Annotated in this window: 11 protein-coding genes; 6 read left to right on the top strand and 5 right to left on the bottom strand. The window is 71.8% G+C overall.

The genetic code is table 11. The features are described 5' to 3' along the window. The first annotated feature begins 1 nt into the window (after position 1). Together VE326_12710 and VE326_12705 are read left to right on the top strand one after the other, a co-directional pair. Positions 2 to 784 (top strand): tryptophan 2,3-dioxygenase family protein, encoded by a 783-nt coding sequence (locus VE326_12710; GenBank protein ID HYJ34064.1) that lies wholly within the window; start codon positions 2 to 4, stop codon positions 782 to 784. Continuing rightward, positions 781 to 1,962, top strand: coding sequence for a kynureninase (locus VE326_12705; GenBank protein HYJ34063.1), 1,182 nt, complete (start codon positions 781 to 783; stop codon positions 1,960 to 1,962). The genes VE326_12710 and VE326_12705 overlap by 4 nt, the downstream gene beginning before the upstream one ends. A 45-nt stretch (positions 1,963 to 2,007) precedes the next feature. Here the strand turns inward: VE326_12705 and VE326_12700 are convergent, their stop codons facing one another. The 5 genes from VE326_12700 to VE326_12680 all read right to left on the bottom strand — a co-directional run bounded on the left by VE326_12700 (position 2,008) and on the right by VE326_12680 (position 7,062). Next, a complete protein-coding gene (locus VE326_12700; GenBank protein ID HYJ34062.1) occupies positions 2,008 to 2,373 on the bottom strand; it encodes a hypothetical protein in 366 nt (121 codons plus the stop codon). Between the two features lie 13 nt (positions 2,374 to 2,386). Then, positions 2,387 to 3,325 carry an L-histidine N(alpha)-methyltransferase gene (gene egtD / locus VE326_12695; protein ID HYJ34061.1) on the bottom strand — a complete coding sequence of 313 codons (939 nt, stop codon included), beginning with the start codon at positions 3,323 to 3,325 and terminating at the stop codon, positions 2,387 to 2,389. 86 nt (positions 3,326 to 3,411) lie between these two features. After that, entirely contained in the window at positions 3,412 to 4,731 is a 1,320-nt protein-coding gene (locus tag VE326_12690) for an SUMF1/EgtB/PvdO family nonheme iron enzyme (protein HYJ34060.1), read from the bottom strand. Continuing rightward, entirely contained in the window at positions 4,697 to 6,322 is a 1,626-nt protein-coding gene (locus VE326_12685) for a glycine betaine ABC transporter substrate-binding protein (protein HYJ34059.1), read from the bottom strand. Before VE326_12685 ends, VE326_12690 begins: the two co-directional genes overlap by 35 nt. Then, a complete protein-coding gene (locus VE326_12680) occupies positions 6,319 to 7,062 on the bottom strand; it encodes an ATP-binding cassette domain-containing protein (protein ID HYJ34058.1) in 744 nt (247 codons plus the stop codon). Before VE326_12680 ends, VE326_12685 begins: the two co-directional genes overlap by 4 nt. Before the next feature lie 42 nt (positions 7,063 to 7,104). Here VE326_12680 and VE326_12675 point away from each other — a divergent pair, with 42 nt between their 5' ends. From VE326_12675 to VE326_12660, 4 genes are all read left to right on the top strand, one after another. Further along, positions 7,105 to 9,066 (top strand): hypothetical protein, encoded by a 1,962-nt coding sequence (locus VE326_12675; GenBank protein ID HYJ34057.1) that lies wholly within the window; start codon positions 7,105 to 7,107, stop codon positions 9,064 to 9,066. A 4-nt stretch (positions 9,067 to 9,070) separates the two neighbouring features. Continuing rightward, positions 9,071 to 10,609 carry an ATP-dependent DNA ligase gene (locus tag VE326_12670; GenBank protein ID HYJ34056.1) on the top strand — a complete coding sequence of 513 codons (1,539 nt, stop codon included), beginning with the start codon at positions 9,071 to 9,073 and terminating at the stop codon, positions 10,607 to 10,609. Between the two features lie 35 nt (positions 10,610 to 10,644). Continuing rightward, complete coding sequence (locus tag VE326_12665) at positions 10,645 to 11,505, top strand: YihY/virulence factor BrkB family protein (GenBank protein HYJ34055.1); 861 nt, start codon at positions 10,645 to 10,647, stop codon at positions 11,503 to 11,505. Positions 11,506 to 11,575: 70 nt separating this feature from the next. Beyond that, complete coding sequence (locus VE326_12660) at positions 11,576 to 12,499, top strand: chemotaxis protein (protein HYJ34054.1); 924 nt, start codon at positions 11,576 to 11,578, stop codon at positions 12,497 to 12,499. Positions 12,500 to 12,518 lie beyond the last annotated feature (19 nt).

The raw sequence follows: 12,518 nt of genomic DNA, 5'->3' as shown, positions 1-12,518 counted from the left end.
GATGGGAGTCACCTACGGCAGCTATCTCAAACTCGACGAGCTCCTCGCGCTGCAGTCCCCGCTCTCCGAGGGGCCCGAGCACGACGAGACGCTCTTCATCGTGATCCACCAGGTCTACGAGCTGTGGTTCAAGGAGCTGCTCCACGAGATGGATTACCTCAAGGGGCGCCTCGCCGCCAACGATCTCCCCCGCGCGCTGCACACACTGAAGCGGGTGCTCACCATCCTCAAGGTCGTGGTCGCGCAGATCGACGTGCTCGAGACGATGACGCCGCTGGAGTTCCTCTCCTTCCGGGCGCGGCTGGAGTCGGGGAGCGGGTTCCAGTCGTGGCAGTTCCGGGAGCTGGAGTTCCTGCTCGGCGCGCGGAGCGACGCGGCGCTCGCGCGCTATCCCGAGGGGAGCACGGCGCGCCAGCGGCTGGAGCGGCGCGCGTCGGAGTCGACCGTGTGGGACGCCTTCCTCCGATTCCTGGCGTCGGCGGGCTACGACGTGCCGCTGGAGCTGTTGGGGCGGGACGTGACCCAGGCGGTCGCCCCCGCGCCGGAGCTGCACCGCGTGCTGATCGAGGTCTACCGGAAGGACGCCATGACGGCGTCGTTGTGCGAGCGGCTGGTGGACCTGGACGAGGGCTTCCAGGAATGGCGCTACCGCCACGTGAAGATGGTGGAGCGCACGATCGGCTCGAAGCAGGGGACCGGGGGGTCGGAGGGGGCCGCCTACTTGCGCACGACCCTGGACCGTCCGTTCTTCCCCGACCTGTGGGCGATCCGGTCGGAGCTATGACGCCGGGCGATCTCGCTGCGCACTACACGCGCTTCCGGGTCTCCGAGCGGCTCCTCCTGACGGGTCATTCGCACCAGGCGTGGCCGGACGTCGCGTTCGACGGGCAGGTCCAGGCGTGGAACGACGCGGCGGCGCTGGTGGACGAGAAGTGGGGGCGCGCGGCGGAACAGGCCGACCGCGTGCGCCGCGGCTTCGCCAGGCTCCTCGGCGCCGCGCCGGACGAGGTCGCGCTCGGGCAGAACACCCACGAGCTGGTGCTGCGCTTTCTCTCCGCCCTTCCCCTGCGCGAGCGGCCGCGGCTGGTCACCACCGACGGCGAATTCCACTCGATCCGCCGCCAGCTCGACCGGCTCGCCGAGGATGGACGGCTCGAGATCGTGAAGGTGCCCGCCGACCCTCCCGACGCCATCGCCGATCGCCTCGCCGGGGCCGTGAACGGCAGGACGGCCGCGGTGCTCGCCTCCTCCGTGCTCTTCGGAAACGCGGCGATCGTCCCGGGGCTGGGCTCCGTGGCGGTGGCGTGCCGGGCACAGGGCACCGAGCTGCTGGTCGACGCCTATCACCATCTGAACGTCGTGCCCTTCTCATTGCGCGCCGAGGGGCTGGAGGAGGCGTTCGTCGTGGGCGGCGGCTACAAGTACTGCCAGCTGGGGGAGGGGAACTGCTTCCTGCGGGTTCCGCCGCACGCCCGCGACTACCGGCCGGTGATCACCGGCTGGTACGGCGAGTTCGCGCATCTCACCGATCGCTCGTCCGGACGCGTGGCCTACGCGGAAGGGCCCGACCGATGGGCCGGGGCGACGTACGACCCCACCAGCCACTATCGCGCCGCACGCGTTTTCGATTTCTTCGAGCAGCAGGGGCTCACGCCGGAGCGGCTGCGCGCGATCAGCGAGCATCAGCTGCGTCTCCTGGCCGGCGGCTTCGACGCGCTCGGCAAGGACGCCGGGGTGATCGCGCGCGATCGCTCCCTTCCACTCGAACGGATCGGCGGCTTTCTGGCGCTCCGGTCGCCCCGCGCCGAAGCGATCTGCGCCGGACTCCGCGCGCGCGGCGTCCTGGCCGATTTCCGGGGAGATCAACTACGCCTGGGCCCCGCGCCCTACCTCGCCGACGAGCAGATCGAGCGCGCGATCGCTGAGCTGGGCCGCGTGGCGGAAGCCCAGCGTGGAGCCTGACGGCGAGGCGTCACCGCTGCTCTGGGACGACTACCTTTCCACGCCTCACGGAGCCGACCACTTGGCCAGGAGTACTTTGGCCTCGTCGTTCTCGGGATCGCGCCGCAGCGCCTCGCGCGTCAGCTCGATCGTCCGCTCGCGGAGCGCGGGGTTGCCGTCGAGCTCCGATTCCTCTTCGAACAGGCGCGCGAGCATGAGGATCCGCTCCGGCGAGCCGAGCAGGGACGCCGCCGTCCCCGCGTCGAGGCGGCGGATGAGCGCGGTCTGGCCCGCGAGCAGCACGCCGTAGGCCTGCTCGAGGACGGCGCGCGCCTCGTCGGGCGAACCCTCGAGACGAAGCCCGGCGGCGCGCGCGATCATGTCGGCCACCGTCTGGATCTGCCTCAGGAGATAGTCGTCGGTCTGTTTCATCGGGCGGATCTCCCTAGACCCGGAGCAGCGCCTCCGCGAACGGCCACTCTTCGTCCACCCATTCCGCCGCGACCTCGAAACCCGCCGCCTTCGCCAGCTTGGCCACGTCGTCCTTCTCGAACTTGTACGAGCTCTCGGTCCAGATGCTCTCGCCGTCCTTGAAGGAGACGCGGAGATCGAGCGCCGGAATCGCGACCTCGTGGGCGCGCTTGGCCACCAGGTGCATCTCGATCCGGCGCTCCGCTTCGCGCCAGCGCGCCTCGTGGCGGAAGAGGGCGAGGTCGAACGAGGCGCCGAGGTCCCGGTTCATGCGGGCCAGGAGATTTCGATCGAACGCCGCGGTGACCCCCAGCGGATCGTCGTAGGCCCGGATCAGCGTGGGCGCCGGCTTGACCCGATCGGTGCCCAGGAGCAGCGCGTCTCCCGGTTTCAGCGTGCGGCGCACCTCGCGCAGGAACGACCGGGCCGCGTCGGGCTCGAAATTTCCGATCGTGCTCCCCAGGAAAAGAACCAGGAGATGGTGGGCGCTCCGGCGCTGCGCCGCGACGCTGGCCAGGCCAGCCAGATAGTCGGCGTGGATCGCCTCGAAGCGCACGGCGGGGAGTCGCCCCAGCACCGTCGCGCACTTGGCGAGGGCGGTCTCCGAGATGTCGATGGGGTAGTAGTGCGTCGTCTGCCGCGAGGCGAGCGCGTCCAGGATCCAGCGCGTCTTCCGCCCGGTTCCGCTCCCCAGCTCGGCCACGAGGAGCGGCGTGGCCAGGCCGCGCGTGATGGCCGGGGCGTGGCGGCGCAGGATCCGCTCGTCCGCGCGCGTGAGCCCGTACTCGGGGAGCGCACTGATCGCCTCGAACAAGGCCGTGCCCAGCTCGTCGTAGAGGAGTGACGCCGGCAGCTTCTTCGGGCCCGGGCCGGAAAGCCCGGACCGGATCGCGGCCAGGATCTCCGGATCCATGCCGGGAATGTCGCTGCCCGGGGCCGCCTTTCCACCGGCGTCGGCGCCGCCGCGGGGGCCTGCCCCCCCGGCGGCTGATGGCTCGGTCACCCGGCCACCGTCCGGAACGCCGCGTACACGTAGGGGTATCTCGGCTGGAACCAGTTCCGGAACGAGCGGCGCAGCATGCAGGCCGCCGTGCGCGGCGAGCCCCCCTTCATCACGTAGTGCTTGCCGTCGAAGAAGTCGGCCGAGTAGCCGCGATAGAAGGGATGCGCCTCGAAACCGGGGAAGGGCTCGAAGAGCGAGGAGGTCCACTCCCAGCCGTTCCCGACCGTCTCGTCCACGCCGAACGCGCTCGCCCCGGCGGGATGGCTTCCGACCGGCGTGGGGTCCCAGCGGTGGAAATCGAAGTTTCCGTGCTCCTCCCGCGGCGGCTGGTTTCCCCAGGGGTATTCGCGCTCCTCGCCCGAGGGCGTTCCGTAGGCGGCCCGGTGGAATTGCGCCTCCGTCGGAAGCGCGCGGCCGGCCCAGCGCGCGAAGGCGGAGGCTTCCGCATGACTCACGTAGACCGGCGCGTCCATCGCGAGGAGCGGCTCCGAGAACATGCCGCGGTAGTGCCACGCGCCCGCCTTCCGCGTCCAGAAGGGCGGGTTCGCGAGCTTCTGGCGCTCCCGCCACTCCCAGTTCTCCGGGGTCCAGTGGCTCGAGTCTTCGTAGCCGCCATCCTTGACGAACTCGAGAAAGCGGCCGTTCGTGACCTTGTAGGCGTCGACCTCGAATTCCGGCACCTGCACGACGCGCTCCCCGAATTCGTTGTCCCACCCGAACACGCCCGAGGCGCGGGAGCGTCCGAGCGTCGCTCTGCCCGCCGGGATGCGCACCGTGCGCGCCGCGTCCACGCCCGCGGCGGAGGTCATGGGCGCGTCCGGCTTCCCTTTCTTCAGCTTGATCGGGAGCTGATGCAGCAGATAGGCCAGCGTCTCGGCGTGCATCAACCGGTGCTCGATCGCCATGTTGATGATGGTCCCCGGATCGTGGCCGGCGCCGATCGGACGCTTGCCCGTGAGGCACTCGTCCACGGCTTCCCGGATCCGGCCGTTGTAGGCGCGGATCGGCTCGGGGCGGGGCCAGACGTCCGCGCCGTCGCTCGGCAGCTGGCCGTCGACCGGATCGATTCCGAACGCGAACAGCTTGTCGTAGACGGGATTGAACGACGCGAGGTCGTAGGCCTGGCGGAGCAGGTTGCCGTCGAAGGCCTCGAGGTGGCCCAGGTAGAAGGCCATGCGATGCCGCTCGGGGATCGCCCGCTCGTACAGCGCCTCCGGCTTCAGCACCTCGAAGATCTGGTCGGTCTGGGCCCGCGCGCCGGCGAGGCGGGCGGCGAGTGCTTCAGGAGTTTCGCTCGATCGGAGCGTCTGGGTCATGGTTCGCCTCCAGGGTTGATTCGCCCTCGATTTTAGACGAATCGGCGCCTCGCCGCCGCCGTTTCGCGCCGGCCCCCGCGGCCAGCCGAAGTCCCTTGGGGACCACCATCCGGTCGGCCAGGTCGAAGGCGCGCTCGACCAGGAGCGCCAGGAGGGCCGCCGGAATGGCCCCTTCCAGGATCAGGTCGTTCCGGCGGAGCTGGATGCCGGAGAGGATCGGCTCTCCCAGGCCTCCCGCGCCGATCAGGGCGGCCAGGGTGGCCGAGCCGACGTTGATCACGGCGCTGGTCCGGATCCCCGCCAGGATCGCGGGGGAGGCCAGGGGTAGGCGGATCCGGGTCAGCTGCGCGCGGGCCGAGAGGGGAAGGCACGCGGCCGACTCGATCAGGGGCGGGGGAATCGTCGTGAGGCCGACGTAGGTGTTCCGGACGATCGGAAGCAGGCTGTAGAGGAAGAGCGCGACCAGCGCCGGGAGCACGCCGATCCCGAGCAGGGGAATCAGCACCGCGAGGAGCGCGAGCGAGGGGACGGTCTGCGCGAGACCGGCCGCGGCCAGGACCGGCCCGCCGATCCAGCGCGAACGCGCCGCGGCCACGCCGAGCGGCACGCCGATCAGCACCGCGGCGACCAGCGAGAGCGAAACGAGCTTCAGGTGCTGGAGGGTGTTCCTGGCGATGCGGGCCGTCCTTCCGCCCCGGTCGGCCGTCGTCGGCGCCGGCGCGCCGGTTCCGGAAATCTCCGCGAGGAGCGACTCGGCGACCGCGGGCGATTCGGCGCCGCCCAGCACCACGCGCGCGTTGGCGCGGATCATCCGCGCCTGATCGATCGTGCCGGTCAGCCGCCGCAGGGCCGCCATCGCGTGCGGCTCGCGGCGCGCCAGGTCCAGCCGGTAGAGCCACACCGCGTCGTAGCGGGGAAAGAACGCGCGGTCGTCTCGCAGCACGACCAGCCCCATCCGCTCGATCTGCGCGTCGGTCGTGTAGATGTCGGTGGCGTCGATCTTCCCGCTCGCCATGGCGGCGTAGGCCAGCTCGTGCTGGATGCCGGTCACGTTCCGGCGCGAGAGTCCGTAGCGCGCGGCGAGGCCGGGGAACCCGTCCGCGCGGCCCAGGAACTCGTGCGTGAGGCCCAGGCGCACCTCGGGGTGCCGGGCCAGGTCCGACAGCAGGCGCAGGCCGTAGCGGCGCGCCGCCTGGGGCGTGACGGCGATCGCGTAGCTGTCGTCGAAGCCGATCGGCTCGCTCATCCCCAGCCCGATCCGGGCGAGCGAGGAGCGCATCTCCGCCGGGCTCAGCGCGCGGGGAGCGTGGAGCACCACCTCCTGGACGGTGCCGGTGTACTCGGGATAGACGTCCACGTTCCCCGAGCGGAGCGCCTGGAGCACGATCTCGGTGCCGCCCAGGTTCCGCCGGTGCACCACGGCCGAGACGCCGGCCTCGCGCATCGCGGCAGCCAGCGCATCGCCCAGGATCCACGATTCGGCGAACGCCTTGGAGCCCACGGCGACGCCGCGGTCGGCGCGCGCCGCGACCGGCGCCGCGGCCGGGCCGGCCATCGCCGCCGCGAGGAGGAGCGCGGCCCGGAGCCTCACGTCCACGCGACCGTCCGCTGCGCAGTGAGGAACGCCGTGACGAAGGGATCGGCCGGCCGGTCGATCAGGTCCCGGAACGCGCCGCGCTGCACGACGCGCCCCGCCCGCATCAGCGCGATCTCGTCGCCGATCGTCGCGGCCTCGCCGACGTCGTGCGTCACGAAGAGGACCGTCTTGTGCAGCCGCTCGAAGACGGCGCGCAGGTCGCGCTGGAGGTCGGCCCGGATCATCGGATCGAGCGCCGCGAGCGGCTCGTCGAGGAGCACGACGTCGGGATCGAGCATCAGGGCGCGCATCAGGGCCACGCGCTGGCGCTGGCCGCCGCTCAGCTCGGCGGGGTAGCGCGCGAGCAGCGCGCGCGGCATCTGCGTGAGCTCGAGGAGCTCGGCGAGGCGCTTCTCCCGGCGCTCACGGGGCCAGCCGTGGTCCTCGGCGGCGAGCGTGACGTTCGCGCCCGCGGTCAGGTGGGGGAAGAGGCCGCCCTCCTGGATGACGTAGCCGATGCGGGGCAGGACCGCCGCGCGCGTGGAGGGTCCCATGACCGCGCCGGCCACGCGCACGACGCCCCGGTCGGGGACGAGGAGCCCCACGACCAGGCGGAGCAGCGTGCTCTTCCCGCAGCCGCTCGGGCCCACCACGGCCAGCGTGGTCCGCGCGCCGACGGCGAGGCGAGGCACGTCGAGCGCCGTGGCTTCGCCGAATATCTTGGCGACGCCTTCCAGCTCGATCGGATCGGGCATGCGGACGCGATCCTAACGGTTCGGCGCTATACTCGGCTACCCATGCGGGCACCCCTCTGGCTGCCGCAACCGAAATCGATCCCGGGTCCGGCGGTGTTCCTCCCGGCGCTGGTCGTCGCGTTCCTGTCGGCGCCGGGGCTCTCCTTCGACTACTTCTGGGACGATTTCTTCTTCCTCACCCGTGCGCAGGGAAGTCCGACCGCCTATCTCACCCCGAATGCGGCGGAGGCGTTCTGGCGCCCCATCCCCCAGGGGCTCTACTTCCGCCTCCTCCTGGCGCTCGGCCCGGCGGGTCCGCTCGCGGGGCACCTCCTGAACCTGCTCCTCCTCGCGGCGGCGGCCACGCTCCTCGCCACGCTCGCCGCGCGCCTTGCGGGACCGCGCACGGGGCTCCTGGCCGGGCTGGTGTTCGCGGCGTCGGCCGCGCTCCCCTCCCTGGTGGCATGGACCAGCGCGAGCCAGGATCTGATGGCGATGGTCTTTGTGCTGATCGCGTTTCACCTCCGGGAATCGGGGAAGATCGCGGCCTCGGCCGCCCTGGCGGCCTTGGCGCTCCTCTCCAAGGAGACCGCGGCGGTGGCGCTTCCGGTGCTGGTGGGGTGGGACTGGCTGCTCGGGCGAACGCCGTCGCGCCTGAAGCGCGGCGCGCTCCTCTTCGGCATCGTGACGGCGGCCTGGTTCGCGGTGCATCCGGGGCTCCGGGCGCTGGTCCATGCCGGCCTCCAGAGCGGGACGACGGGATACGTGGGCCTGGAGCGGCCCGACCGGTGGTGGGACTACCTCTTCCGGTACGTCGCCACGCTGTTCAACTTCCCGGTGAACTCCGTCTCGTGGCCCGCGCGGCTCACGGTCGCCGGAATCGCCGCGGGGATCGCGGTGCTCGCGATCGCTCCGGCTGCGCTGGAGCGGCTGAGGCCGGCGGACGTCCGGACGCCGTCCGGCGATCTTGGCCCGGGGCAGGATCGCCCGCGCCCCACCGCCCGCCGGCTCCAGATCCTGGGACTCCTCGTCGCGCTGCCGCCGATTCTCCTTCCGTCCCTTCTCGTCCGCCCCTGGGCCGCCTACTTCGCCGCGCTCGCGGTGCCTGGATTCGCGATCCTCGCGGCCCCGCGGCTCGCCCGGCTCACGCCGCGGACGGCCGCGATCGCCATGGCCGCCTTTCTCCTCCTCGGCGTCTGGGCGCGCGGCATGGACGCGCGCGGAAACGGCCGCGTGCTCACGGAGCAGCGCTTCGCCGAGGCCTCGCTCGCCACACGCACCGTTCGGGAGCGGTTCCGGAAGATCGTCCCCGAGATCCCCGCCGGCGCGCGCGTGCTCCTCTCGGTGGCGGGAACGGGAACGCTCGGCATTCACCAGTCGCTGCAGGATGGGCAGGCGCTTCGCCACTGGTACCGCGAGCCGACCATCGCCACCGTGCAGCCGGAGTGGAAGCGGCCGCCCGGCGCCGACGAGTTCCTGATCCGGGTCACCCCCGATCTCCAGGTGATCCAGATCGATCCCACGACGTCGCGCTTCCGCGCGGAGGGGGACGACCCCGACCGCGAGGAGATCGCCAAGCCGATCCGCTCCTACGCGCGCGGGCTGGCCGCCTCGGGCGCGACCGATCCCGCCGTCTGGATCCTGGAGCGCATGGCGACGGCCGACTCCGCGCGGCTTCGCTCCTACGATCTCCGCCTGGCGGCGCTGGCGCTTCACGCCGCGCATCGCGACGGCGAAGCGGCGCATCTGCTGCGCCTCGCGCCGCCGCTCCAGCGCTGGGAGGCGCTCGACATGGCGGGGAAGGTCTATGCCGAGCCGACGCACGATCCGGCGCAGGACGCCCTCGCGTTCTGGCCCTTCGGCGTCTCGCCGGACGATCCGGATGCGCTTCGCTACTTGATTGGCCAGTATCGGATCGGCGGCTATCATCGCCAGGCTCGTGAGCTGGCCCGCCGTCTCGAGCGCGTAGCCCCGGGGGATTCGCTCGCGCTGGCCACCATCCGCTTCAACCCGCTCCGGGAATAGCGCCGTGCTTCTGGCCGAGCTGGCATCCACCTCGCGCGAGGTCGCCGCGACCGGCGCCCGATCCATCAAGGCCGAGCGCCTCGCGGCGCTCCTCCGCCGTCTGGAGGGCGACGAGATCGAGATCGGCGTCGCGTGGCTCTCGGGTCATCCGCGCCAGTCGCGACTTGGCATCGGGGGCGCGGCCCTGCACGGGGTGCGCGGCTCGAGCGCGGCGTCCGCGCCCTCGCTGACCCTGGCCGACGCCGACGCCGCGCTCGCGCGGATCGCCGCCCTCTCGGGCGCGGGCTCGAGCGGGGAGCGCCAGCGCTCGCTCGCCGCGCTCTTCGCGCGCGCCACCGCCGAGGAGCAGGACTTCCTCGGCCGGCTCATCGTGGGCGAGCTCCGGCAGGGGGCGCTCGCCGGGGTGATGGAGGAGGCGCTCGCGAAGGCGACCGGCATTCCGGCGGCGGAGGTCCGCCGCGCCACGATGCTCTCCGGCGACGCCGAAGCGGTGGCGCGGGCGGTGCTGCACGAAGGGCGCGCGGCGCTCGCGCGGTTTCGGGTGGAGCTCTTCCGCCCCGTGCAGCCGATGCTCGCCTCGCCGGCCGACGATCTCGACGCGGCGCTGGAGCGGCTGGGCGAGGCGGCGCTGGAGTTCAAGCTGGACGGCGCGCGCGTCCAGCTCCACAAGTCGGGCGAGGAGGTGCGCGTCTTCTCGCGCCGGATGAACGACGTCACGGTCGCGGTTCCCGAGCTGGTCGAGACGGCGCGCGCGCTCCCCGCGCGCGAGCTGATCCTGGACGGCGAAGCGATCGCGCTGCGCGAGGACGGCCGCCCGCATCCCTTCCAGACCACGATGCGCCGCTTCGGCCGCCGCCTGGACGTGGAGGCGCTGCGGAGCGAGCTGCCGCTCACGCCGTTCTTCTTCGACCTGCTGCGTCTCGACGGCGCGGACTATTTCGACGTCCCCGCCGGCGAGCGGTTCGAAGCGCTCGCCGGGGTGGCTCCCGGCCTCGTCGTGCCGCGAAGGGTCACCGGGGACGTGGAGGTCGCGGACGCGTTTCTCCAAGAATCGCTCGCGCGCGGCCACGAGGGGCTCATGGCCAAGGCGCCCGGGGCGCCCTACGAGGCGGGGCGGCGCGGCTTCTCGTGGCTCAAGGTGAAGGAGGCCCACACGCTCGACCTCGTCGTGCTCGCGGCGGAATGGGGGCACGGCCGCCGCAAGGGATTCCTCAGCAACATCCACCTGGGCGCGCGCGATCCCCTGACCGGCGGCTTCGTCATGCTGGGGAAAACCTTCAAGGGGATGACCGACGCGATGCTGGCGTGGCAGACGCAGCGCTTCCAGGAGCTGGCGGTGGCGACCGACGGCTACACCGTGCAGCTCCGCCCCGAGATGGTCGTCGAGGTCGCCTTCAACGACGTGCAGGTGAGCCCGCACTATCCCGCGGGGCTCGCGCTCCGCTTCGCCCGCGTGAAGCGCTACCGCCCCGACAAGGCGGCCGTCCAGGCCGACACGCTCGAAACGGTGCGCGCCATCCACGAGGGTCGGCTATCCTCGTAGCGAGGCAAGCGGAGAAGGGAGCCGTTTTCCGCTCGATGGGATTTCTCAGGCTCTTCTGGACCGCGTTCCAGGACTGGAGGCGCGACCGCGCCGACCGTCTCGGGGCCGCGCTCGCCTACTACAGCGTTCTCTCCATCCCGCCGCTGCTCCTGCTCCTGGCCGGCATCGCGGGGCTCATCTTCGACCCGCATTCGGTGCGGGGCCGGCTGCTCGCGACGCTCCAGCAGCTCTTCGGCGCCCAGGGCACTTCGGCCATCGGGCAGATCCTGTCCGGGATGGACCGGAAGGGACAGAGCGGCACGGCCACGCTCGTCGGATTCGTCTCCCTGCTTCTTGGAGCCTCGGGCGTCTTCGGTCATCTCAAGGACTCGCTCGACGCCATCTGGAACGTCCGGCAGGAGAAGGGGAGCGGCTGGAAGGGCTGGCTCAAGGACAACGTCTTCTCGATCGTGGCGCTGATGGGCGCCGCGTTTCTGCTCGTCGTCTCCCTCGCCGTGAACGCCCTGCTCGCGGCGGCAGGCGACTACCTCTCGCGGAGCCTTCCCGGCGGCGCGGCGTTCTGGGGCGGGATCAACCTGTTCGTCACCCTCGGCGTCCTCGCCGCGCTCTTCGCCCTCATGTTCCGCTACATCCCCGCCGCGAAGCTGCGCTGGCGCGACGCCGTCGTCGGAGGCCTGGTCACCGCCGCTCTCTTCATGGCGGGGGAGGCGGCGATCGGCTTCTACCTGGGGAAGACCGACGTCGGCTCCGCCTTCGGCGTCGCCGGATCGCTGGTCGTGCTCCTGGTCTGGGTCTACTACTCCGCGCTCATCTTCTTCTACGGAGCCGAGTTCACGCAGGCCTATGCCGAGCGGCGGGGAACGCGCCCCGCGCCGCGCCGGCCCGTCGCGCCCTAGCTCCTGGCCGGGGCCGGGCTCCGAACCGCTCAAGTCCATCGGGCGCCCTTCCGATACACGGTGAGCCACCATGGGCCACCCGATCGCGATCCTCTTCCTGCATGGCATCGGCCGCACCGGGCCGGGCTACTCGCGCCCGCTCGCCGAGGCGGTTGCCGCGCGCTTTGCGCGCTCGGTCGGCCGAGAAACCTCCGAGCCCGAGACGCAGATCGTCTTCGAAGAGGTGAACTGGAGCGCCTCCCTTCAGCCCGCCGAGGACGATCTCGGCGCGCGGCTGCGCGCGGCGGGGCCGCTGCGCTATGAACGGCTGCGCGGGTTCATGCTCGATTTCGCCGCCGACGCGATCGCCTACCAGCCGACGCACGCCGACCGCTCGGCCTACGACGCGATCCACGCCGAGGTCGCGGCCAGCCTGGGGCGCCTCGCGAAGCGCGCCGGGGCGCGGGCGCCGCTCGCCGTCATCGGCCACAGCCTGGGCTCGGTGATCGCGAGCAACTATCTCTACGATCTGACCAAGCCGCGCGCGAGCTTCATGGCCCCCGAGGTGCGCGCGCGCATCGGGAAGACCGCGCTCGAGCGTGGGGAGACCCTCTCCCTCTTCTACACGATGGGGAGCCCGATCGCGCTCTGGAGCCTCCGCTACCCGGACTTCGGCGTTCCGGTGAAGCTCCCGGCCCGCCGCCTTGCCTCCCATCACCCCGGACTCGAGCCGCGCTGGGTCAACTTCTACGACCCGGACGACGTGATCGGCTACCCCCTGAAGCCGCTGAACGAGCGGTATCGGGAAGCGGTGGATGAGGACCGCGTCGTGGACGTGGGGAGCTGGCTCACGCGATGGAATCCGCTTTCTCATACGGGATACTGGGGTGACGCCGGCGTGGCCGACGTGATTGCCGCCGGCGTGACCGGGGCCTGGCGCCAGAGCAGCGCCATCGCGCTGGTGGCGGCGAAGAAGCCCTCGGCTCGGCCCCGACGAACCGCCTCTCAGACCTGATCCCAAGCCCCTCCGCGAC

The organism is Candidatus Binatia bacterium, from assembly GCA_035631035.1.
Classification (GTDB): Bacteria; Eisenbacteria; RBG-16-71-46; order SZUA-252; family SZUA-252; genus DASQJL01.
This window is presented reverse-complemented; position numbering and strand designations above follow the sequence as displayed.